This window comes from Bradyrhizobium sp. TM102 (assembly GCF_009176685.1).
In the GTDB taxonomy this organism is placed as follows: Bacteria; Pseudomonadota; Alphaproteobacteria; order Rhizobiales; family Xanthobacteraceae; genus Bradyrhizobium; species Bradyrhizobium ottawaense.
Window position 1 is genome coordinate 1,026,390 of sequence record NZ_AP021855.1, and the last position, 22,760, is coordinate 1,049,149.

Sequence of the window (22,760 nt, forward strand, 5' to 3'; positions counted from 1 at the left end):
AGCAGGTAACTGCGGGTCTACGCCAAGCATCTTCCTGTGGTTATGGGTCCCGGATCGGCGCTCCGCTTGTCCGGGACGACATCGGTTGCTGGATCAGAGGCGCGCCAACTCATCCACACCGCAGCTCACGAATTCCTTCGCGTCGCATTCGCCGCAATCGCTGCCGCCGCCGTCCGGTTCTCCACGCCGAGCTTGGCGTAGATCTGCTCGAGATGCTTGTCGACCGTGCGCGGGCTCAATCCCAAAATCTGGGCGATGTCGCGGTTGGTCTTGCCCTTGCTGAGCCAGGCCAGCACCTCGCCCTCGCGGGTGGTGAGGCCGAGCTCGCTGGTGAATTCCGGAGGCAGTGCGGTGCCGGACTCCCTGGAGAGCCGCAGCAAAAACTCGTTCGGCGCGGTCTCGCCCATGTAATAGAGCCGCAGCTGCGGGTTGTCGGGCAAGGAAGCCGCCTGGGACTTCGAGCTGCCCTTGGCTCTGGCCTGCTCCAGCCATTGCAGCAGCGATGGCGGGAGGACGAAGTCGTCGGCCTGTGCGCCGTGATGATCGGACAGCAGCTTCTGCGCCTGCGGCGTCGCCCACAGCACACTGCCCTGGCGATCGACCGCGAACAGGAAGCGGCCGGAGACGTCGAGCGCTGCGCGCGCGCTCTGGGTCAGGCGGGCATTGCCGAGATGGACGCGGATGCGCGCCAGCATCTCTTCGATCACGATCGGCTTCGTCACGTAATCGACGCCGCCGGCCTCGAGCCCGCGAACGATATGCTCGGTTTCAGCGAGCCCCGTCATGAAGATCACAGGGACATTGGCAAGTCCCGCATCGCGCTTGAGCCGGCGGCAGGTCTCGAAGCCGTCGATGCCGGGCATCACGGCATCGAGCAGAACGATGTCGGGCGTGATTTGGTCGATGATGCGGATCGCCGCCGCGCCGTCGAGCGCCACCATCACCGTCATGCCGGCGCCGTCGAGCGCGTCGGTGAGCAGCCGCAGCGTCTCGGGAGAGTCATCGACAACGAGCGCGACGTCGCGCTTTTTCGACTCAATGTTCATGCGCATGCAACGTCTTCAATGTGGACATGTACTGCTCGAGATCGAAGCGGTCGACCAGCGACCGCATCTGTGCGACGAAGTCGGCATGTTCCGGATGCTCGCTGCCGATCTCGTCCAGCTTCAACTGGATTCCCTTGACGTAGCCGATCCGGCCGAGCCCGATCAGGGCCTCGATGTGCCGCGCCGGTGGCCTCGATCCGCTTTCGGGGCGCCAGAATGACACGGGAATCTCGTCCGAGCCATATTGCCATTCGATCCTGAGGAGCTGGCGGATCGTCTCCAGAATCCGCGGGATGTCGATCGGCTTCATCAAATAGCCGTCGTGGAAGGGCTGCGCCAGCGGCGCGCCGTGGGCCTCAATCGCGCTGGCCGACACCATCAGGATGCGCGCCTGGTGATGGCCGCTCGCGCGCAAGGCCTCCGCGACGGCCCAGCCATCCATGGCGGGCATCGAGATATCGAGCAGGAACAAATCGGGCCGGCAATGCTGAGCCAGCGCGAGGCAGCCGGGGCCGTCGGGGGCGCTCAGCAGGATGAAGCCGAGCGGCGTCAGCACCTCGCGCAAGAGATCGCGATGGACGGGATCATCGTCGGTGATGAGAATGGTCTTGCGCGCGCCGTGATAGCCGGAGATGGGAGCCTCCACCGGCGCGATGCGCTGGGGATTGGTGACCTCCGAGAGCAGGATCTTGACCTTGAACGTTGAGCCGGTGCCGACCGTGCTCATGACCTTGATATCGCCGCCCATCACGCCGGCGAGCAGTCGGCTGATGGTCAGGCCAAGTCCCGTTCCGGTTTGCGGTTGCGAAACGCCGAGCGCACCGCGCTCGAACGGCGCGAAGATGCGTTCGAGATCGTCGCCCTGGATGCCGGGGCCGGTGTCGATCACCTCGAACTCGGCAACGGGGCTGCGATAGTGCACGACGAACTGCACGCTGCCGGTCTGGGTGAACTTGATGGCGTTGGAGAGCAAATTGATCAACACCTGGCGCAGCCGTTTCTCATCGGCATAGACCACCAGCGGCAAATACGCCGGCCGGCGGAACACGAAGTCGATGCCCTTGGCAGCAGCCTGCAGGCGGAACATGCCGACCAGCTGGTCGAGGAATTCGCTGAGGCTTACCTCGTCGCGCGACAGATACAGCCGTCCCGCCTCGATCTTTGAGATGTCCAGAATGCCGTCGATCAGGCCGGAGAGGTGGTCGGCGCTGCGGCGGACGACGCGAACCTGGTCGCGCGGCTTCGTGCTCAGCGTCGTATCTTGCTCCAGGAGCTGGGCATAGCCGCTGATCGCGTTCAGCGGTGAGCGCAGCTCGTGGCTCAGGCCGACGACATAACGGCTCTTGGCGAGGTTGGCGGATTCGGCGACCTCCTTGGCGCGCTGCAACTCGGCGTCGGTGCGCTTGTGCGCGTCGATCTCCTGGATCAGAAGCGCCGTCTGCCGCCGCGTCTCCTCCTCGGCGGCCCGGCGGCTCTGCTGCGCCAGCACGAACAACCACGCCACCACCCCGATGATGATGCTGAGCGAGAAGAACACCTTCCAGAGCACGTCGGAGACGAGCGCGTTCTCGCCATGCACGCTCGCCGAGGTCTGCAGATAGATCAGGCCCAGCACCAGCGCGACGAGGCCGGCGGAGACTGCGAAAACGCCGATATAGTGGCCGAGCTGCGAGTTGATGCGCGCGTAGATCGGCTGCGGCATCAGCTTGCCCAGCGTCTCCGACACCTGCGCCTGGATCCGCGCGTGCGGCTTGCAGAGATCGTGGCAGCGGGCATCCAGCGAACAGCACAAGGAGCAGATCGGCCCGGCGTAAGCGGGGCAGGAAGCCATGTCCTCCGGCTCGAACGCGTGCTCGCAGATGCAACACTGGATCGACTCGATGTCCTGCCAGCTCCGCTTCGGCTTTCGCGCGATGTAGTACTTGCCGTCCGTGGCCCAGGCAATCAACGGTGCGGCAATGAAGGCGACGGCCAGCGCTATGAAGGCCGACAGCGCCTTCGCGGTCGGCCCGAACAGGCCGTAAAAGGCGCTGATGGAGACAATGGTCGCGATCGTCATCGCCCCCACGCCGACCGGATTGACGTCGTAGAGATGCGCGCGCTTGAATTCGATCTGCTGCGGCCGCAATCCAAGCGGCTTGTTGACGACGAGATCCGCGACCAGCGCGCCGACCCAGGCGATCGCGACGTTCGAATAGAGCGCCAGGGTCTGCTCCAGGGCCTTGTAGACGCCGATCTCCATCAACAGGAGCGCCACGATGACGTTGAAGACCAGCCAGACGACGCGGCCGGGATGGCTGTGGGTCAGGCGCGAGAAGAAGTTCGACCAGGCGATCGATCCGGCATAGGCGTTGGTGACGTTGATCTTCACCTGGGACAGGATCACGAACGTGCCGGTCAACGCCAGCGCGAGGTCGGGCTGCGACAGCACATAGCGGAACGCTTCGAGATACATATGCGCGGGCTCGGCGGCCTCCTCGGGCGGCACCCCGTGGCTGAGCGCGAAGAAGGCGAGGAAGGAACCCGCGAGGAGCTTCAAGGCGCCAAGCACGATCCAGCCCGGTCCCGCGCTCATCATCGCCACCCACCACGACGCCCTGGAGGCGCGGCGATCGCGCGGCAAAAATCGCAGGAAGTCGACCTGCTCGCCGATCTGCGCCACCAGCGAAAACACCACCGAGGCCGCAACCCCGAACAGCAGCAGGTCGAAATGCCCGGTGAGGTCGCCGTGCTCGCCCGAGAACTTGCGCCACTCCGTGAAGGAGTGCGGGTTGTGCCAGGCGATCGCCGCGAACGGAATGATGTGGAGCACGATCCACAGCGGCTGCGTCCACAATTGGAAGCGGCTGATCAGCGTGATGCCGTAGGCCACCAGCGGGATGATGACGACCGCGCTGATGAGGTAGCCGATCGGCCGCGGAATCCCGAAGCACATCTCGAGCGCGGACGCGAGGATCACGGCTTCGATCGCAAAGAAGATGAAGGTGAAGGACGCATAGATCAGCGAGGTGACGGTGGAGCCGATGTAGCCGAAGCCGGCGCCGCGCGTGAGCAGGTCGATGTCGATGCCGCATTTGGCGGCATAGTAGGCGATTGGCACGCCACAGCAGAAGATGATGGTCGAGACCACGAGGATGGCGGCGGCCGCGTTGGTGACGCCATAGTTCAGCGTGATGGTGCCGCCGATCGCCTCCATCGCCAGGAACGAGATCGCGCCCAGCGCCGTGTTGGCGACCCGGGCGGCGGACCAGCGGCGCGCGCTCTTGGCCGTGAAGCGCAGCGCATAGTCCTCCAGCGTCTGGTTGGCGACCCATTGGTTGTACTGTCGCCTGACGCGGTCTATTCGCTGCCGCCCTGCCACGCTTTACCCCACTCCTGATACGGACCCGGAGCCCTCGCAAATTCCGTACCAAAAGCCTACGTCGGCATTTTGCGGTGCAGTATACGCGATCTTGCGTATGCTTCCGCCGCCCAGATCCGAGCCATCCTCACCGGCACCAATCGCGTGTCCTCGAAAAAAAGTGGGGTGCTCATGTCAGACGAACCAAACAAGGGCCTTTTATCGCCGCTCCGGCGCAAACTATTGATGGGAATGGCCGCCGTGCCGGCCATCACGATGCTGCCGCGGGCGTCCTTTGCACAGGCTCCCGCGACCTCGGCGGTCAACACCACCGGCCTTGCGGTCACCGACACCGAGGTCACGGTCGGCATCCTGCACTCGGCGACCGGCACCATGGCCATCTCCGAGACCGGGTCCATCGAGGCCGAAAAGCTCGCCATCGAGCAGATCAATGCCGCCGGCGGCGTGCTCGGGCGCAAGATCAAGTTCATCCAGGAAGACGGCGCCAGTGATTGGCCGACCTTTGCGGAAAAGGCAAAGAAGCTGCTGGTCAACGACAAGGTCGCGGCGATCATGGGCTGCTGGACCTCGGCCTCGCGCAAGGCGGTGCTGCCGGTCATGGAGCAGTATAACGGCATGCTCTACTACCCGACCTTCTACGAAGGCCTCGAGCAGTCCAAGAATGTCATCTATACCGGTCAGGAAGCGACCCAGCAGATTCTCGCGGGTCTGAATTGGATCGCCAAGGAGAAGGGTGCGAAGTCGTTCTTCTTCATCGGTTCCGACTACATCTGGCCGCGCACCTCGAACAAGATCGCGCGCAAGCACGTCGAGAACGTGCTGAAGGGCAAGGTGGTCGGCGAGGAGTATTATCCGCTCGGCAACACCCAGTTCAATTCGGTCATCAACAAGATCAAGCTGACCAAGCCCGACGTCATCTTCACCGACGTCGTGGGCGGCTCGAACGTCGCCTTCTACAAGCAGCTCAAGGCCGCCGGCATCGACCTCTCCAAGCAGGCGCTGCTGACGATCTCGGTGACCGAAGACGAGATCGACGGCATCGGCGGCGAGAACATCGCGGGCGCCTATGCCTGCATGAAGTACTTCCAGTCGCTCGACAATCCGAACAACAAGGCCTTCGTGCCGGCGTTCAAGAAGGCGTGGGGCGAGAAGACCGTGATTGGAGACGTCACCCAGGCTGCCTATCTCGGCCCGTGGCTGTGGAAGTTGACGGTGGAGAAGGCGGGTTCGTTCGACGTCGACAAGATCGCGGCGGCTTCGCCCGGCGTCGAGTTCAAGGGCGCTCCGGAAGGCTATGTGCGCATCCACGAAAATCATCACCTCTGGTCGAAGACCCGGGTGGGACGCGCCAAGCTCGATGGCCAGTTCGAGCTGATCTACGAGACCGCCGATCTCGTCGAGCCGGATCCGTTCCCCAAGGGCTACCAGTAAGAAGCGCTCTCAGGCGCTTTCTTCCAAACACCAAGCCTCTCCCTGGCGTGGACAGCAAATCCACGCCCAAGACCCCCGCGTCGCGAACCTGCTCGCGACGCGGGACCCTTATCCCCGACGGAGGACATCGATGTTCGGCGACTACTCGCTTGGTGATCTCGGCTCCATCTTCGTCATGCAGGGCTTTGCCGGACTGATCCTGTTCTCGGTCTACGTCCTGATGGCGCTTGGGCTTGCCATCATCTTCGGCCAGATGGGCGTCATCAACATGGCCCATGGCGAGTTCATGATCCTGGGGGCCTACGTCACCTGGATGACCTCCAATGTCTTCCAGTCCTATTTGCCCGGCTTGTTCAGCGGTTACTTCTTCCTTGCGATGATCCTGGCCTTTGTCGCGTCCGGCGCATTGGGGATGCTGGTGGAATGGGTGCTGATACGGCATCTCTACAAGCGCCCGCTCGATACGCTGCTTGCCACCTGGGGCCTCAGCCTGATGCTGCAGCAGGCCTATCGCTCCGTGTTCGGCGCGCGTGAGGTCGGCGTCGAGTTGCCGCAATGGATGCTGGGCTCGCTGCACGTCACCGACAGCATCGAAGTGCCGATCAACGGTGTCTTCGTGATGTGTCTCACCGTGCTGATCACCCTCTCGGTCGCCTACGTCATGTACATGTCGCGCTGGGGCCGTCAGGTCCGTGCGGTGGTGCAGAACCGCATCATGGCCGGAGCGGTCGGCATCAACACCGAGAAGGTCGACCGCTACACGTTCGGGCTCGGTTGCGGCATCGCCGGAATTGCCGGAAGCGCCTTCACCATGATCGGCTCGACCGGGCCGACCTCCGGACAGCTCTACATCGTCGACACGTTCCTGGTCGTCGTATTCGGCGGCGCCGCGAGCCTGCTCGGCACCATCGCCTCCGCGTTCTCGATCTCGCAGACGCAATCGACGCTCGAATTCTTCATGTCGGGCTCGATGGCCAAGGTCCTGACGCTGCTCGCTGTCGTGGGCATCCTGATGCTGCGGCCGCAGGGTCTCTTCGCCCTCAAAGTCCGCAAGTAACGAGAAGCAGGCAGATCATGATCATCAACTCACGCTTCTTCAACCGGTCCGAGCTCATCGGCTTTATTGTCCTGGCCGCCGTGCTGTTCGTGATCCTGCCGCTGTCGCTGGATGTGTTCCGCCTCAACCTTGTCGCGAAATACCTCACCTACGCCTTTGTCGCGCTCGGCCTCGTGCTGTGCTGGGGATATGGCGGCATCTTGAGCCTGGGGCAGGGCGTGTTCTTCGGTCTCGGCGGCTACTGCATGGCGATGTTTCTCAAGCTCGAGGCGTCCAGCGTCGAGAACACGAAGATCCAGTCGACGCCCGGCATCCCCGATTTCATGGACTGGAATCAGATCACGTCGCTGCCGTTGTTCTGGCAACCATTCCACAGCCTCACCTTCACCATCCTCGCCATCATCCTGGTCCCCGGCCTGTTCGCCCTGATCATCGGCACCGCGATGTTCAAGCGCCGCGTCGGCGGTACCTATTTCGCGATCATCACCCAGGCCGTCGCCGCCATCCTGACCATCCTGATCGTCGGGCAGCAGGGCTATACCGGCGGCATCAACGGCATGACGGATCTGCGCACGCTCAAGGGCTGGGACATCCGGCCCGACCACGCCAAGGTCATCCTGTACTTCGTCGAGGTGGTGCTGCTGTTCGCCTGCATCGGCATCGCGCAGTTCATCCGCCTGACCAAGCTCGGCCGCATCCTGGTGGCGATGCGCGAACAGGAGGATCGCGTCCGCTTCTCCGGCTACAGCGTCGCCAACTTCAAGATCTTCGCCTTCTGCATGGCGGCGGTGTTCGCCGCGATCGGCGGCGCCATGTTCGCGCTCAATGTCGGTTTCATGTCGCCGTCTTTTGTCGGCATCGTGCCGTCGATCGAGATGGTGATCTACACCGCGGTCGGCGGGCGCATGTCGATCTTCGGCGCGATATGGGGCGCCATCCTGGTGAATTTCGCCAAGACCAGCCTGTCGGAATCCTTCCCGCAACTCTGGCTGTTCGGCCTCGGCGCGCTGTTCATCGCGGTCGTGCTCGCCTTCCCGAACGGTCTGTCCGGGCTCTGGGCCGATTACGTGCAGCCGCGCATCGATCGGTTGTTCGCCTCGCGCAAGCGGAAGCCGGGCTGGAACGACAATTCGGTCGCCGACGGCGCACCGGCAGAGTGAGGAAATAGATCATGCTCGTCGGTCATCACGATGCCGATGCCACGCTGGCAGTGAGGAGGTAGATCATGCTCGTCGGTCATCAGCCCAAGGACTTCCTGCTCGCTGTCTCCGGATTGACCGTCTCGTTCGACGGGTTCAAGGCGGTCAACGATCTCTCTTTCTACGTCGAGGAGAACGAGATTCGCGTCATCATCGGTCCCAACGGTGCCGGCAAGACCACGGTGCTCGACCTGATCTGCGGCAAGACCAAGGCGACCTCGGGCTCGATCCAGTTTCGCGGCAAGGAACTCACGAAACTGAAGGAGAACGAGATCGTGCAGACCGGCGTCGGGCGCAAATTCCAGACGCCGTCGGTGTTCGAGGACCTCACCGTGTTCGAGAACCTCGAGATCTCGTTCCCGCGCGGCCGCACCGTGTTCGGCTCATTGACCTTTCAGCGCGACCAACTCGTGAAGGATCGGGTCGAGGAGGTCGCGGAGATGATCTTCCTCAAGGACAAGCTCAACACCTATGCCGACGAGCTCAGCCATGGCCAGAAGCAATGGCTCGAGATCGGCATGCTGCTGATCCAGGATCCCGATCTGTTGATGCTGGACGAGCCCGTCGCCGGCATGAGCGTGTCCGAGCGCGCCAAGACCGCCGAACTGCTCAACCGCATCATCAAGAACCGCTCGGTGCTGGTGATCGAGCACGACATGAAGTTCGTCGAGGACATCGCCCACAAGGTGACCGTGCTGCATCAGGGCCAGATCCTCTCCGAAGGGACCATGGAGAAGGTCAAGAACGATCCCAAGGTCATCGAAGTCTATCTGGGGCATTAGCGCATGATCCCGGAAAGTGGCGTCCGGTTTCCGGACAAGATCATGCGCAAGAAATAGGGAGCGCGACGATGCTGGCAATTTCCGATCTTCACGTCGCCTACGGCCAGAGCGAGGTGCTGCACGGGCTCAACGTCAAGGTCGCACCCAACGAGATCGTGGCGATCATGGGCCGCAACGGCATGGGCAAGACCACCTTGATGAAGTCGCTGATGGGCATCCTGCCGGCCAAAAGCGGCTCGGTGACGATGGACGGCGCCGAGCTCGGTAACCTCAAGAGCTACGAGCGCGTCGCCAAAGGTCTCGCCTATGTGCCGCAGGGCCGCATGATCTTCTCCACCATGACGGTGAAGGAAAACATCGAGACCGGCCTCGTTGTCGCGGGCGAATCCGAGGTGCCCGGTGACATCTATGAATTGTTCCCGGTCCTGCTCGAGATGAAGGGCCGCCGCGGCGGCAATCTGTCGGGAGGCCAGCAGCAACAGCTCGCGATTGCGCGTGCGCTCGCGACCAAGCCGAAGGTCCTGCTGCTGGATGAGCCGACGGAAGGCATCCAGCCCTCCATCATCAAGGAGATGGCGCGAACCCTGAAGCGCATCCGCGACGAGAAGGGGCTCTCGATCGTCGTGTCCGAGCAGGTCCTGAGCTTCGCGCTCGACATCGCCGACCGCGTGCTGGTGATCGAGAACGGTGAGATCGTGCGCGACGACCCGCGCGACGCCGTCGATGCCGCGCAGGTCTCGAAATATCTGTCCGTCTAACCAACCGTAGTAAAAGGGGAGCATCTCGATGCCAGAGACACTGATCAAGGTCGATCTCACCAAGTCGGCTTACGAAAATGACATGGTGCACAACCGCTGGCACCCCGACATCCCGATCGTGGCCTGGGTCAATCCCGGCGACGATTTCATCATCGAGACCTATGACTGGACCGGCGGCTTCATCAAGAACAACGATTCCGCCGACGACGTGCGCGACATCGACCTGTCGATCGTGCACTTCCTGTCCGGTCCGATCGGCGTCAAGGGCGCCGAGCCCGGGGACCTCCTTGTCGTCGACCTGCTCGACGTCGGCCCGATGAAGGAGAGCCTGTGGGGCTTCAACGGCTTCTTCTCCAAGCAGAATGGCGGCGGCTTCCTCACCGACCACTTCCCGCTGGCGCAGAAATCGATCTGGGACATCAAGGGTCTCTACACTTCGTCGCGCCATGTGCCTGGCGTCAACTTCGCCGGCCTGATCCATCCCGGCCTGATCGGCTGTCTTCCGGATCCGAAGATGCTGGAGACCTGGAACAAGCGCGAGGCCGAGCTGATCTCGACCAACCCGACCCGCGTCCCGGGCCTTGCCAATCCGCCATTCGCGCCGACCGCCCATGGCGGCCGCGCCAAGGGCGACGTCAAGGCCAAGATCGGCGCGGAGGGCGCGCGCACGGTGCCGCCGCGCGAGCATGGCGGCAATTGCGACATCAAGGATCTCTCCCGCGGCTCGAAGATCTACTTCCCGGTCTATGTGCCGGGCGCGGGTCTTTCGATGGGCGATCTGCACTTCAGCCAGGGTGACGGCGAGATCACCTTCTGCGGCGCCATTGAAATGGCCGGCTGGCTGCATCTGAAGGTCGAGGTGATCAAGGACGGCATGTCGAAATACGGCATCAAGAACCCGATCTTCAAGCCCTCGCCGATCACGCCGAATTACAAGGACTATCTGATCTTCGAGGGCATCTCGGTCGACGAGCAAGGCAAGCAGCACTATCTCGACGTCCACATCGCCTATCGCCAGGCCTGCCTCAACGCGATCGAGTATCTGAAGAAGTTCGGCTATTCCGGCGCTCAGGCCTATTCGATCCTCGGCACCGCGCCGTGTCAGGGCCACATCTCCGGTGTGGTCGACGTACCCAATGCCTGCGCCACGCTGTGGCTGCCGACGGAGATCTTCGACTTCGACGTGATGCCGTCGGCGGCAGGTCCCATCAAGCATATCACCGGCGATATCCAGATGCCGATTTCGCCCGACAAGTAGCCGGTGCGCTCCCTCTCCCCGTTCTTACGGGGAGAGGGTTGGGGTGAGGGGCTGTCTCCACACGAATGGTGGCAGCGAGTTGTATGAACAGGCAAGAACTTAGGTGATGCGATGCCGGTCTACGAATATCTCTGTGACGATTGCGGACCTTTTACGGATCTGCGCCCGATGGCCGAGTGCGACGATCCGCAAAGCTGCCCGCACTGCGAGACGTCGGCGCCGCGCGTGATCCTGACGGCGCCGAATTTCTTCTGCATGCCGGCCGAGAAGCGCAAGGCACATGCCGTCAACGAGCGCAGCACCCACGCGCCGCAGACGCTCGCGCAATACAAGGCCTCGCACGGGCCCGGCTGCGGTTGCTGCTCCACAGGCAAAACCGTGAAGGACAAGAGCGCGTCAGACAAGAAAAAACCGGCGCGGCTGATGACCAAGACCGGGAGCGGTGCCAAGGGTTTCCCAACGGCGCGGCCCTGGATGATCAGCCATTAGCGCGCGATGACCTCAAACCAATAAACGACAGGAGCGCCCAACATGCTTCACGGCGACATTTCCAGCAGCAACGACACCGTCGGCGTCGCCGTGGTGAACTACAAGATGCCCCGCCTGCATACCAAGGCCGAGGTGCTCGACAATGCCCACAAGATCGCCGACATGGTGGTGGGCATGAAGGCCGGCCTGCCCGGCATGGACCTCGTGATCTTCCCCGAATATTCCACGCAAGGCATCATGTACGACTCCAAGGAGATGTACGAGACGGCATGCGCGGTGCCGGGTGAAGAGACCGCGATCTTCGCCGAAGCCTGTCGCAAGGCCAAGGTGTGGGGCGTGTTCTCGCTGACCGGCGAGCGCCATGAGGAGCATCCGCACAAGGCGCCCTACAACACCCTGATCCTGATGAACGACAAGGGCGAGATCGTGCAGAAATACCGCAAGATCATGCCGTGGGTGCCGATCGAGGGCTGGTATCCCGGCAATTGCACCTATGTCTCCGAGGGTCCGAAGGGGATGAAGGTCAGCCTGATCATCTGCGACGACGGCAACTTTCCGGAGATCTGGCGCGACTGCGCCATGAAGGGGGCCGAGCTGATCGTGCGTTGCCAAGGTTACATGTATCCGGCCAAGGAGCAGCAAGTCCTTATTTCCAAGGCGATGGCGTGGGCCAACAACGTCTATGTCGCCGTCGCCAATGCCGCAGGCTTCGACGGCGTTTATTCCTATTTCGGCCACTCCGCGATCATCGGCTTCGACGGTCGTACGCTCGGCGAATGCGGCGAGGAGGATTACGGCATCCAGTACGCACAGTTGTCGAAACATTTGATCCGCGATGCGCGCCGCAACGGCCAGTCGCAGAACCACCTCTACAAGCTGGTCCACCGCGGTTATACCGGCATGATCAATTCCGGCGAAAGCCCGCGCGGCGTCGCAGCTTGCCCGTATGATTTCTACAAGAACTGGATCAAAGACCCCGAGGGCACGCGCGACATGGTCGAGGCCATGACCCGCTCGACCCCCGGCACGGACGAATGTCCGATCGACGGCATTCCGAATGGATCGGCCCCGAGCAATTACTGAGCCTTTGCCGGCCCCATGAGTTGGACGGTCAACCATTGATGTGAATGGCCGTCCACAAATGCGGACGTTCTCATGCGTCCGTATGTGCGCGGAATGGGAATGGCGCCCGGCAAAACCGTGGCGCGGTTACAACATGGGCTGTTGAATCTGCCCGAACCGGGGGTCCCGTTGGCAGATTTTCGATGCCCCGTAGTTCTACCGCCCATCCTCTTCGCCTAAGTTCCCCGCGGCGCCGCTGGGGAGCGCCGCGGGTGAGGAACGAGCGTGGGGGCTTGGTTGCGATCGAGCGGGGGGAGTTGCCCGCGCCGGAGTGCCGCGGCAATGCGCGTGGCATTCGGGGCCGGCTTCGTCTCGAGCGCAATCGTTATGGCGAGCCCCGTCGGGGCCCAACAGGTCTTCAACGGATCTCAGACCACGCCGAACGGCATCGTCAACGGCGGGGGCGGCGTCTGGGACAACACTACGACCAACTGGACCGACGTCTTTGGCGGGACCAGCACGGCCTACGATCCTGCGTCAGCCGGCACGCTGTTCGGAAGCAGCGCTCCCTCGACGCCGGCGACGGGCGGCACGGTGACGGTGACGCCGGGCGGCGTGCAACTCACCAGCCTCGTGGGCTTCGACCTCACCGCCGACGGCTCGATCTATACCATTCAGGGCGGCGACCTCAGGCTGGCTGCGGGCGGCACCACGTTCGTCACCAACGATGTGACCGGCACTGCGGATCCCTCGGCCGTGATCGCTTCCCGCATCGTCGGCAGCGACGGGATCAATGTTCAGGGACCAGGTATCCTGGCGCTGCTCGGCGCGAACTCCTATACCGGCGGCACCTTCATCTGCAATTGCGGATCCCTGCAGCTCGGCGACGCGACCCACACCGCGAGCATGGTCGGCGCCGTCACCAACGAGGGCCTCTTCAGCATCGTCAATGCCGACACGTCGGGGATCACGTCGATCCTGAACGACTTCTCCGGCACGACGATGTTCCTCAACGCAAGCTCCGCCAGCTCGATCGTGATCACCAACAACGGCCAGGTGTATTTCGGCGATCCGCTCGGGGGTGGAGCCGACACCGCGACGGCCGGTCGGGCCACCATCATCAATGACAGCGGCCTGATCGGCTTCTTCGGACGGACTAATGCAGGCACGGCCAACATCACCAACCAGAATGGCGGCGGCACGATATTCATCGAGCAATCTTCGGCGGGCTCGGCGACGATCGTGAACAAGGATTTTGGCGGGACCGTGTTCGGGACGTTCGCCGGCTCCGACACGGCGACCGCCGGCAATGCAACCATCATCAATGAAGCGGATGGTCTCACCGATTTCGGCGCGTTCACCACGGCCGGCAATGCCACGATCATCACCAAGGACGGCGGCAGGACCGAATTCTTCGACAACTCCACCGGCGGCAACGCACGCTTCATCACCACCGGGACCGGCGTCGTCGATTTCGGTGGAGGCACCGGTCCGGCCGGCGATGGTCGCATCACCGCAGGATCGATCGAAGGCAGCGGCTTCTACTACATCGGCGGCGGCAATACCCTCGTCGTCGGCGGTAACAACCTCTCGACCGAGGTCAGCGGCGTCATCGGTGATACCTGCGGTTGCGGTCCCGCCGGCCCCGGCTCGCTGGAAAAGGTCGGCAGCGGCACGCTGATCCTCTCGGGGACGAACTCCTACACCGGCACGACCACGGTGAACGGCGGCATCCTGCGGGTCGATGGTGACATCTCGCAGTCGAGCCTGACCACCGTGAATGCAGGTGGTGCGTTGTTCGGCGCCGGAATCGTCGGCAATACCCTCATCGCCAACGGCGGCATCTATGCGCCCGGCGACGGCGGCCCGGGCTCGAGCATGCAGGTTCAGGGCGATCTCACGCTTCAGTCCGGCTCGGTCTATGTGGTGCAGGTCGGTAGCGGATCCAGCACGAGCCACGCGCTCGTTACCGGCAATGTCGCGCTGGACGGCACCGTCGGCGTCGCGCTGTATCCGGGCGCCGCGGTGATGAAGCACTATTCGATCATGAACTTCTTCGGCACCTCCGTCGGGAATTTTTCGGGTGTTGCCGCACCGGGTGGCCTCATCGGCACGACGACCGTCGGGTCGAACGAGGTCATCCTCGATTTCACGCTGAACTACGGCGCGAAATACGCGCTCAACGTCAACCAGCAGAACGTCGCCACGACGCTTCAGAACTTCTTCAACACCAACGGCTTCCTGCAGGCCGAACTCGCGGGACTTGGTCCCGGGGGCCTGACGCAGGCCTCGGGTGAATCCGCAACGGGATCGCAGCAGACGACGTTCAATGCGATGAACCTGTTCATGAGCCTGTTGACCGACGTCTTCAGCTCAGGACGCAGCGGCACGCCTGGCGCGTCGCCATTTGCCGCGGACGCGAATGCGCGCGACAAGAGCGCGCGCGACGCCTTCGCCTCGATCTATCGCAAGGCACCGGCGGCAACGTTCGAGCAGCGCTGGGATGTGTGGACGGCCGGCTATGGCGGCTCGCAGACCACGGACGGCAATGCCGGCCTCGGCTCGAACACCACGAGCAGCAGTGTCTACGGCACTGCCGTGGGCCTCGATTACCGCTTCTCGCCGTCGACGATTGCGGGCTTTGCACTCGCAGGTGGCGGGACCGCCTTCAACGTCAACGGGCTCGGCTGGGGCCGCTCCGACCTGTTCCAGGCCGGCGCCTTCGTGCGTCATACGGCGGGACCTGCCTACATCACGGCGGCGCTCGCCTATGGTTGGCAGGACGTCACGACCAACCGCGTCGTGACGGCTGCCGGTTATGACCAGCTGCGTGCGCAGTTCGACGCCAATGCCGTGTCGGGCCGCATCGAGGGCGGCTATCGCTATGCCATGCGGTGGGCCGGCCTCACGCCGTATGCGGCGCTCCAGGCCACCTTGTTCAGCCTTCCCAGCTATGCAGAGGCAGCCGTGGTCGGCAGCAACGTCTTCGCGCTCAACTATGCCGCCAAGGACGTGACCAGCACCCGCACCGAACTCGGCCTGCGCGCAGACAGGTCGTTTGCCGCGGCCGGTGGCCTCATGACCCTGCGCGGCCGCCTCGCCTGGGCGCATGACTACAATCCGGACCGCACTGTGGGCGCGGTGTTCCAGACCCTGCCGGGATCGGCTTTCGTCGTGAACGGTGCCGCCCAGGCGCGCGATTCGGCTCTGACCACGGCATCAGCGCAGATGAACTGGATGAACGGCTGGTCTGCATCGGCGACGTTCGAGGGAGAGTTCTCGAACCTCACCCGCTCCTACGCCGGCAAGGGCGTCGTGCGCTACGCGTGGTGAGGCATGGTCGCCTCCCTTGAGAGGGAGGATAGGGGAGGCCTCACTGCTTCTTCTGCGGCGGCTTGCGCGGCGGGCGCGGGGCGGCAGTGGGGGCCGGCGTCCCACTCATCTTGTTGGCGGCCTCGCTGACGTCGAGCAGCGAGCGACGGATGTCCTCGAGGTAGCCGGCCGATTTCTTTCTCATGGTGTCGGCGAGCTCGTGCAGCCCCTGTATCTTCTCGAACAGCTCGTCGGCCTTGCCGTCGACGAAGCCGGGCACCACGCCCTCGATCTTCGTGACTGCCTTATCAAAGCCCGCGAAGGCGGTGTCGACCTTGGCCATGACGGAGTCGATTTCGCCACCCTTGCTCCGGAGGTCGGCGGTGTAGTCCTCGAACGTGCGCAGGCCCTCCTTGATCGCGGGGGCGTTGCTGACGATGGTGCGGTCGACACTGTGCAGGGTGTCGACGATGGATTCGGCGTCGCTGAGATCGGCGGTCAGCACGGGGACGCCGTCCGAGTCCAGCGGCACCGGCGGCGCAGAGGGCGCGCCCCCGATCAGCGAGATCGCGGCAACGCCGGTGAGGCCCTGGAACTCGATGCCGGCCACGGTGTCCTTGCGGATCGGCGCGGTGTTGTCGAGCATCACCAGCGCCACGATCCTGCGCGGATTGTCCAGCTTGATCGACAGAATCTGGCCCGCGGGCACGCCATCGAAATTGACTGGCCCGCCGCGGCGCAGGCCGCTGGCCGAGCCGCCCTCGAACACCACGCGCAACTGGCTGCGGCTCTGGATGGTGCGCCATTTCTGCACGCCGAGCAGGCCGCCGAACGCCACGGCGATCACCGCCAGCGTTGCCGTTCCGATCACCAGATTGCTCGCGCGTGCCATGCGGGGAAGGTTTTACGGCCAAAGCAGGCAAGTTGGAAGGAGCCCGGATGGTACGTAGAGCGGGTTAGCGAAGCGTAACCCGCCGTTTTCGCCTCAGCAGTCGTGCAAATTGGCGGATTACGCTGGCGCTAATCCGCCCTACGGCATCAATGCCCGGCAACCCGCCTAGCCGCGGCGTTGTTGAGGACGATGAGGGCATCGACCGCTACGCCCGTCCTGGTGTTGATCAGGAACGGGTTGATGTCGATCGAGGCGATCCGGTCGCCGGCATCCGCGATCAAATTGGACAGGCCGACCAGCGCTTTCACCGCGGAGGCCTCGTGCAGGGACGGCTTGCCGCGATAGCCGCGCAGCTTGATGCCGGCCTTGGTGCGGCCGATCAGGAGCCGCGCCTCGGCCTCGTCCAGCGGCGCGCCGGCGAGCGCGACGTCTTTCATCAGCTCGATGTCGATGCCGCCGGTGCCGAACAGCACGACCGGTCCCATCTCGGCATCGAGCGAGGCGCCGACGACGAGCTCGAGCTCGGCCTTGACCTGCTGCGCGATCAGGATGCCGTCCAGCTTGGGCTTGCCTTTCAACTTGCTCACCCGGGCGGTGATGGCGGCAAACGCCTTCTTCACGTCAGCTGCGCTGTTGAGGTTCAATACCACGCCGCCGATGTCGGATTTGTGCAGGATCTCGGCGCTGACGAGTTTTGCCACGACCGGAAAGCCGATCTGCTTGGCGATCTTCACCGCCTCGGCTGCCGTCTGCGCGATGGCTTCCTTCGAGATCGGAATGCCATAAGCCTTCAAGAGTTTCTTCGAGGCGACCTCGTCGAGCGCGGCGCCGCTCGCCGATTTCAGCGCCTTCTCCAGCACGGCGCGCGCGGCGGGTTTCGAGCTCGAGACGATGTCGGGCACCTCCTTGCGCAGCTTGGCGTAGTCGAGCAGCGACTTGATCGCGGTCACCGCCCGGTCCATGCCCTGCATGACCGCGAGATGCGGCAGCGATTTGCGCAAGGTCTTGGTGAAGTCGGTGAAGCCGATCGACATCGCGCTGATGTAGATCACGGGCTTGCCGCCCTGGCGCGCCATGTCATCGACGATGCGCAAGTTGCGCTCGCGCAGCTCGTGCGGCGTCTTCGGCAGCTCGGCATCGACGATGACGATGTCGATATCAGGATCGTCGATCATCAGCTTGATCGACTTCATGTAGACGGAGGGATCGACCACCGCGGCAAAGCCGGCGTCGAGCGGGTTGCCGACGATAGACCCCGGCCCGAGCATCTTCGCCAGTTCGGAGCCGACGTGCGGGCTGAGCGGCGCAAAGTTCAGGCCCTCGGCATAGAAGGCGTCCAGCAGCATGCCGCGCTTGCCGCCCGACAGCGTGACCGCCGCGAGCCGGTCGCCCTTGGGCACGGCGGAGTGAACGAAACACTCGGTGGTCTCGATCAGCTCGTCGAGGCCGCCGACCCGGATCACGCCTTCGCGCGTTGCAACGGCGTCGAACGTCTCGATCGAGCCCGCGAGCGCGCCGGTATGCGCCATCGCCGCGGCGCGGCCGCCCTCGGAGGCGCCGAGCTTGAGTGCGATCACGGGCTTGCTGGCAGCGCGCGCCGCCTTGCAGGCATCGCGAAAGGCCTTGGTGTTGCGCACGCCTTCGAGGTAGACGACGATCACCTTGATGCTTGGGTCCTCGGCGAAATAGCGCATCAGGTCCGGCGTCTCGAGCCCGGCCTCATTGCCTGATGTGACCATGTAGCCGACACCGACACCGCGGTCTTCCAGCGCCTGGCGGATCGCCATGACGATCGCGCCGGACTGCCCGGCGATCGCCACCGCGCCCTGTTCCATGGTGACGATGCGATCATCGATGTTGGTGAAGAGCTTTTCGCCGGCGCTTAGGTTGCCGAGGCAATTCGGGCCGGTGACGGCAAGTCCGGTCTCACGTATCGCCGCTTGCAATTCGGCCGCGAGCTTCTGGCTTTCCTCGTCCTGCAATTCGCTGAAGCCCGAGGTGACGATGGTGGCCGACCGTGCACCGGCGGCCGCGGCGTCGCGGATCACCTGGACCGCAAAGCGCGCCGGCACCAGCACCAGAACGTGATCCGGCTTTTCCGGGAGGCTCGCAAAGTCCTTGTAGCAGGGGACGCCCCAAATGGTTTCCCGCTTGGCGTTGACCGGATAGAGGCCGCCCTCGTAACCGTACTTGATCAGATTGTTCCAGATGCGTTCGGCATAATTGCCAGGCTTGTCGGTCGCGCCCACGAGCACGATGTTGTGCGGGTGCAGCATGGCATGGATGCCCTTGACGATCTCTCCGGCGTCGCGCGGTGGAGACCATGGGCGCGGAGAGACCGATGCGGCGGGCACTTGAGCTTCCATGCGCTTCCTCACTTCTTGTTCTTGTTGCAACGCGCGCCCCGCGGCGGCATCGGGGGCTGATCCTGGCCGCTCCATGCCGCGAGACGGAATGGGCAAGACTTGACGACAAAGATTTGGCGATGAGGCTAGCATCACGAGACTTTTGGCGAAAGTGCGAACGGTCCGGCAAGATGCTAGGAAACCGTGACCCTCATTCTCTCAAATGGTGATCATGCCGCTGCTGTCCATCGTGGTGCCGACCCTCGATCGTCCTGACACGCTTCGCCACGCGCTCGCGACCATGGCGTGCCAGCCTGCGCATGCAGATTGCGAGTTCATCGTTCAGAACAATGGCGGTAATCCCGAGATTGCGAAGATCGTTGCAGACCTCAAGGACGAGCGCTTCAGGCATTTTGCCAGCGAGACTGTTCTGACCATGACCGACAATTGGGAGGCGGCGCTCGGCCACACCTCGGGCGAGTACGTCGCCTTCATCGGCGACGACGACGGGCTGATGCCCTACGCATGTGCCACGGCATCGGAGATGCTCTCCGACCGAAACATCGATCTCCTGAGCTGGAGCGCCTACACCTATCACTGGCCGAGCTATTACCATCCGGCCTTCCGCAACCGGCTGCTCGCCGAGATCGACCTGACCTCGTCCGTGAAGCGAGTGTCGTCACGCGACGAGCTGGCGCGCATCTTCGGCTTCCAGGCGCACTATGCGCATCTGCCGATGATCTACAATTCGTTCGTCCGCCGCAGCATCATCGATCGGATGCGTGCGATCGGTGGGCGCTACTTCATCGGTCTATCGCCCGACGTGGCGTCCGGTATCGCCAACGCTGCACTGACCGACAGTTTCATCCGACTGTCGCGGCCTCTGAGCATGGCCGGGTTCTCGCAGCACAGCACCGGTCACGCGCTGTTCTTCGAGACCACTGATCTGCTCGAGACGCCGCGAGGGGCGCGCGATTTCGGACCCATTGACGAGGATCCCCAACTCCCCGATCTCAACGCCCTCCAGCTCTTCATCGCCAAGGACATGCTTGTCCTCAAGCGTCTGCTGCTGGCGGATCACGGCGATGTGCGGCTCGACTTCAAGGCGCTGGCACAGGCGCTCGCGACCGACATCAACCATCGGCCGCCCCTGTATGATCGGACCGTGCAGACCATCGGCGAACTCGCCCGCACGCATGGGTTCGACGTCGCCGACATCATCATTCCTGCCCGCCTTGCGGATCGGCCGCCACCCCGCGGGGGTGTTCGCGTGACCGGACCGAACCGTGTGGTTTACGAGCTGGATGGTTCTGCGCTTGGGCTCAATTCGATTGCGGACGCAGTTCGCGTGATCGCGCAGTTCGTTCCGGATCAGGGGCCGCTCGATCCTGCCGCTCTGAAGGCTCCCGTGTCCTCGCCGGTCCTCGGCGTGAAGGAGCTCGAATTCGCGCATGGCGGAGCGGGCGTCGCGGCGTTGATCGAGGGATGGAGCGAGCCGGAGCAATGGGGCACCTGGTCCATTGCCAGGAATTGCGTGCTCCGGTTCGAGGTCCATCCCATTCCGTCACGACCGGTCGAGCTTGTGCTGGCGTGCCGGGCCTTCGTTTCCGACAGGAATCCGCAATTGCGGGCGGCCTGCCGCGTCGGCAACGGAGCGCCGCAGCAACTGACATTCTCGAGAGAGGCGTTCGCGGGCTTGCGCAGGTTGATGCTCGATCCCGCCGCGATTGCGGCCGACGGGACGTTGACCATCAGCCTGTCGCTATCCGATCCACATTCGCCCGCGGATCTCGGACTGAGCTCCGACGCGCGACCTCTCGGCATCGGGCTCGAGCGGATCTGGCTCGATCACGACGTCCGCGCGACACGAGGTGGGTGATCGTCACCGCTCAGTATCCCAGCAGGCTCAGCTTGTGGGCGTAGTGAAAGACGACCTGCCTCGCGAGATAGGGGGCGATGGCGCGGCGAATCTGGATCTGTGTCGGATCGAAGCCGAGAGCGCGGCGCCGCAAGATGCCCATCTCCCGGACGCCGATCGCGTAGGTCGATGCCGTCTTCTGGGCATCATGGATTCGGAAGCAGGCGAGAAATCGCGGCAGGCGCACGAATTTGAATCCCGCGGCCTGTGCCCGCAGGATGAAGTCCCAATCCATCGCGTAGTGGAAGCTCTCGTCGATCGGGCCGACTCTGTCCCACACGCGCCTGCGCCAGAACATCGTCTCCTGCGGGATATAGTCGGCATATTGCAGCGCGCGCCCGTCATGGGGCGGCAGCACGGCACGGCCGACCTCGAGTCCCTCGCGATCGACGAAGACGCGATGGCCATAGACGATGTCGACGTGCGGATGCGATGTGAAGTAGTTGGCGACATAGGCCAGCGTCCCCGGCAGCAGCATGTCGTCGCTGTTGAGATAGGCCATGATCTCGCTGTCGACGCCGGCGAAGCCGAGATTGATGGCGTTCGATTGTCCGCTGTCAGGTTCGCTCCTCCAGCTGATGCTCTCGCCGCGGCTCTTCAGGAGATCAGCCGTGCCGTCGATCGAGGCGCCGTCCTGCACGTGGTAATACAGGTTCGGATAGTTCTGGCTCACGATGCTGTCGATCGTGGCGCCGAGATATTGCGCCTGGTTGTAGCTCGGCGTGACCATCGCGATCCGCGGTGCATTTTCGTGGATCGAGGGTGCCGGCGGGAAGGCCGTCAGGTTGAGCAGGCGCGGAGGATATTGCTCGAAAGTCCACATCGGCGGACGCCGCCAGAGGCTCCGGAGCGAGGATCGCCTTTGCCCGGCGGCGATGAGATCCTGATTCCTTTCGAGCAGCGCGACGCGATTTTCGAGCTGCTCCATTCGCTGTTCGAGGCGCTGCCTGAACTCGTCGTCCATCTATCGAGCTTTCGCAAATTACAACGTACAATAATCAATGGGACCTTCTTACAGGTCTCTGGTCGACGGCGCCAGTTCACGGTCGCGTCAAACGCGATGGACGGGCGTGTCCGGCGCGATTTGAGAGGGCTCGATCGTTCCCGGACGGGCCGATTGCGAACCGCTATTCACGCGCTTCGATCAAGGTGGCATGCATGACATAGCGCTCCGGCCCGGACGTAACGGCGTCGAACGGCCAGCAGGTCGTGAGCACGAGTTCCACACCCTGCGTCGAGGGATCGATGCCCGACGCGTCGAAACGGACAACGGCCGAAGAATCCGCGCGATAGCGAAAATGCCTGCCGTCACGGCGGGTGATCTCAACGATGTCTCCGACGGCAACATTCCGCAAGAAACGGAAATGTGTGTCACGATGCGCTGCGTATACGGCAACACCGCGCTCGCCCGCATCAGCCGTTCGGCTGATATGGCCCGGCCCGAAGGCAAGCGCCTGGCCGCTCGTACCTTCCAGCACGATCGCGCTGGCGCCTATCCGCTTCACCTCGATCCGCGCGACCGGCCAGGTATCGGCCCATGCCCATGGTTTGATCACCTCGCCCGTCGCAAGGCTCTTGTCGAACGCGCGCTCCAGCAGCACCTGCGCCAGCCACGCCTTGGCATGGATGTAGGCGCCGTCGCCGAACAGGATGAGGCCGATCAGTGCCAGAACCAGGGGAGATGAGAGGCGGGGCATGACATCTACTCTCGTCATTGCGAAGCAATCCAGATTGTCTGAACGGCGGCAGTCTGATTGCTTCGTGGCTTCGCTCCTCGCAATGACAGGAAAAAGACGCGCGCGGCCGTTGGTATGGGACGGGCAGCCGCGCGCGCTAACAGAGGAGTTCGG

At 63.5% G+C, this 22,760-nt stretch carries 16 protein-coding genes; 10 read left to right on the top strand and 6 right to left on the bottom strand.

The genetic code is table 11. The features are described from left to right. Positions 1-125: 125 nt before the first annotated feature. Positions 126-1,052, bottom strand: coding sequence for a response regulator (locus GDN70_RS04815; RefSeq protein WP_081494274.1), 927 nt, complete (start codon positions 1,050-1,052; stop codon positions 126-128). Next, positions 1,036-4,407, bottom strand: coding sequence for an ATP-binding protein (locus tag GDN70_RS04820; RefSeq protein ID WP_152102220.1), 3,372 nt, complete (start codon positions 4,405-4,407; stop codon positions 1,036-1,038). The genes GDN70_RS04815 and GDN70_RS04820 overlap by 17 nt, the downstream gene beginning before the upstream one ends. A gap of 171 nt (positions 4,408-4,578) precedes the next feature. Between GDN70_RS04820 and urtA the strand changes: the two genes are divergently transcribed. From urtA to GDN70_RS04865, 9 genes are all read left to right on the top strand, one after another. Then, the gene (gene urtA, locus GDN70_RS04825) at positions 4,579-5,838 is read left to right on the top strand and encodes an urea ABC transporter substrate-binding protein (RefSeq protein WP_026201734.1); all 1,260 of its coding nucleotides are present in this window, start codon (positions 4,579-4,581) and stop codon (positions 5,836-5,838) included. Positions 5,839-5,968: 130 nt separating this feature from the next. Beyond that, a complete protein-coding gene (urtB, locus tag GDN70_RS04830) occupies positions 5,969-6,895 on the top strand; it encodes an urea ABC transporter permease subunit UrtB (RefSeq protein ID WP_018316774.1) in 927 nt (308 codons plus the stop codon). A gap of 17 nt (positions 6,896-6,912) precedes the next feature. Then, the gene (gene urtC / locus GDN70_RS04835) at positions 6,913-8,055 is read left to right on the top strand and encodes an urea ABC transporter permease subunit UrtC (RefSeq protein WP_038949523.1); all 1,143 of its coding nucleotides are present in this window, start codon (positions 6,913-6,915) and stop codon (positions 8,053-8,055) included. A 65-nt stretch (positions 8,056-8,120) separates the two neighbouring features. Continuing rightward, on the top strand, positions 8,121-8,876 hold the full coding sequence (gene urtD / locus GDN70_RS04840; protein ID WP_028139661.1) for an urea ABC transporter ATP-binding protein UrtD: 756 nt from the start codon (positions 8,121-8,123) through the stop codon (positions 8,874-8,876). A gap of 68 nt (positions 8,877-8,944) precedes the next feature. Then, positions 8,945-9,634: an urea ABC transporter ATP-binding subunit UrtE gene (urtE, locus tag GDN70_RS04845; RefSeq protein WP_038949525.1), complete on the top strand. Its 690-nt coding sequence runs from the start codon at positions 8,945-8,947 to the stop codon at positions 9,632-9,634. A 28-nt stretch (positions 9,635-9,662) separates the two neighbouring features. Further along, complete coding sequence (gene fmdA, locus GDN70_RS04850; protein ID WP_038970706.1) at positions 9,663-10,892, top strand: formamidase; 1,230 nt, start codon at positions 9,663-9,665, stop codon at positions 10,890-10,892. A gap of 111 nt (positions 10,893-11,003) precedes the next feature. Continuing rightward, positions 11,004-11,381, top strand: coding sequence for a zinc ribbon domain-containing protein (locus GDN70_RS04855; protein ID WP_038949526.1), 378 nt, complete (start codon positions 11,004-11,006; stop codon positions 11,379-11,381). Between the two features lie 42 nt (positions 11,382-11,423). Further along, positions 11,424-12,464: an aliphatic amidase gene (locus GDN70_RS04860; protein ID WP_038949527.1), complete on the top strand. Its 1,041-nt coding sequence runs from the start codon at positions 11,424-11,426 to the stop codon at positions 12,462-12,464. A 321-nt stretch (positions 12,465-12,785) separates the two neighbouring features. Beyond that, on the top strand, positions 12,786-15,776 hold the full coding sequence (locus GDN70_RS04865) for an autotransporter domain-containing protein (RefSeq protein WP_152102221.1): 2,991 nt from the start codon (positions 12,786-12,788) through the stop codon (positions 15,774-15,776). A gap of 40 nt (positions 15,777-15,816) precedes the next feature. On the opposite strand, the gene GDN70_RS04870 is transcribed toward GDN70_RS04865, so the two are convergent. Next, entirely contained in the window at positions 15,817-16,647 is an 831-nt protein-coding gene (locus GDN70_RS04870) for an MlaD family protein (protein ID WP_095424981.1), read from the bottom strand. Between the two features lie 146 nt (positions 16,648-16,793). Continuing rightward, positions 16,794-19,013, bottom strand: a complete 2,220-nt coding sequence (locus GDN70_RS04875; RefSeq protein ID WP_152102222.1) for an acetate--CoA ligase family protein — start codon at positions 19,011-19,013, stop codon at positions 16,794-16,796. A gap of 211 nt (positions 19,014-19,224) precedes the next feature. Here GDN70_RS04875 and GDN70_RS04880 point away from each other — a divergent pair, with 211 nt between their 5' ends. Further along, the gene (locus GDN70_RS04880) at positions 19,225-20,871 is read left to right on the top strand and encodes a glycosyltransferase (protein WP_244625867.1); all 1,647 of its coding nucleotides are present in this window, start codon (positions 19,225-19,227) and stop codon (positions 20,869-20,871) included. 10 nt (positions 20,872-20,881) lie between these two features. Here the strand turns inward: GDN70_RS04880 and GDN70_RS04885 are convergent, their stop codons facing one another. Both GDN70_RS04885 and GDN70_RS04890 read right to left on the bottom strand, forming a co-directional pair. Continuing rightward, positions 20,882-21,874 (bottom strand): glycosyltransferase, encoded by a 993-nt coding sequence (locus tag GDN70_RS04885; RefSeq protein ID WP_152102224.1) that lies wholly within the window; start codon positions 21,872-21,874, stop codon positions 20,882-20,884. A gap of 163 nt (positions 21,875-22,037) precedes the next feature. Beyond that, complete coding sequence (locus GDN70_RS04890) at positions 22,038-22,607, bottom strand: class GN sortase (protein WP_038949532.1); 570 nt, start codon at positions 22,605-22,607, stop codon at positions 22,038-22,040. Between the last annotated feature and the right edge of the window lie 153 nt (positions 22,608-22,760).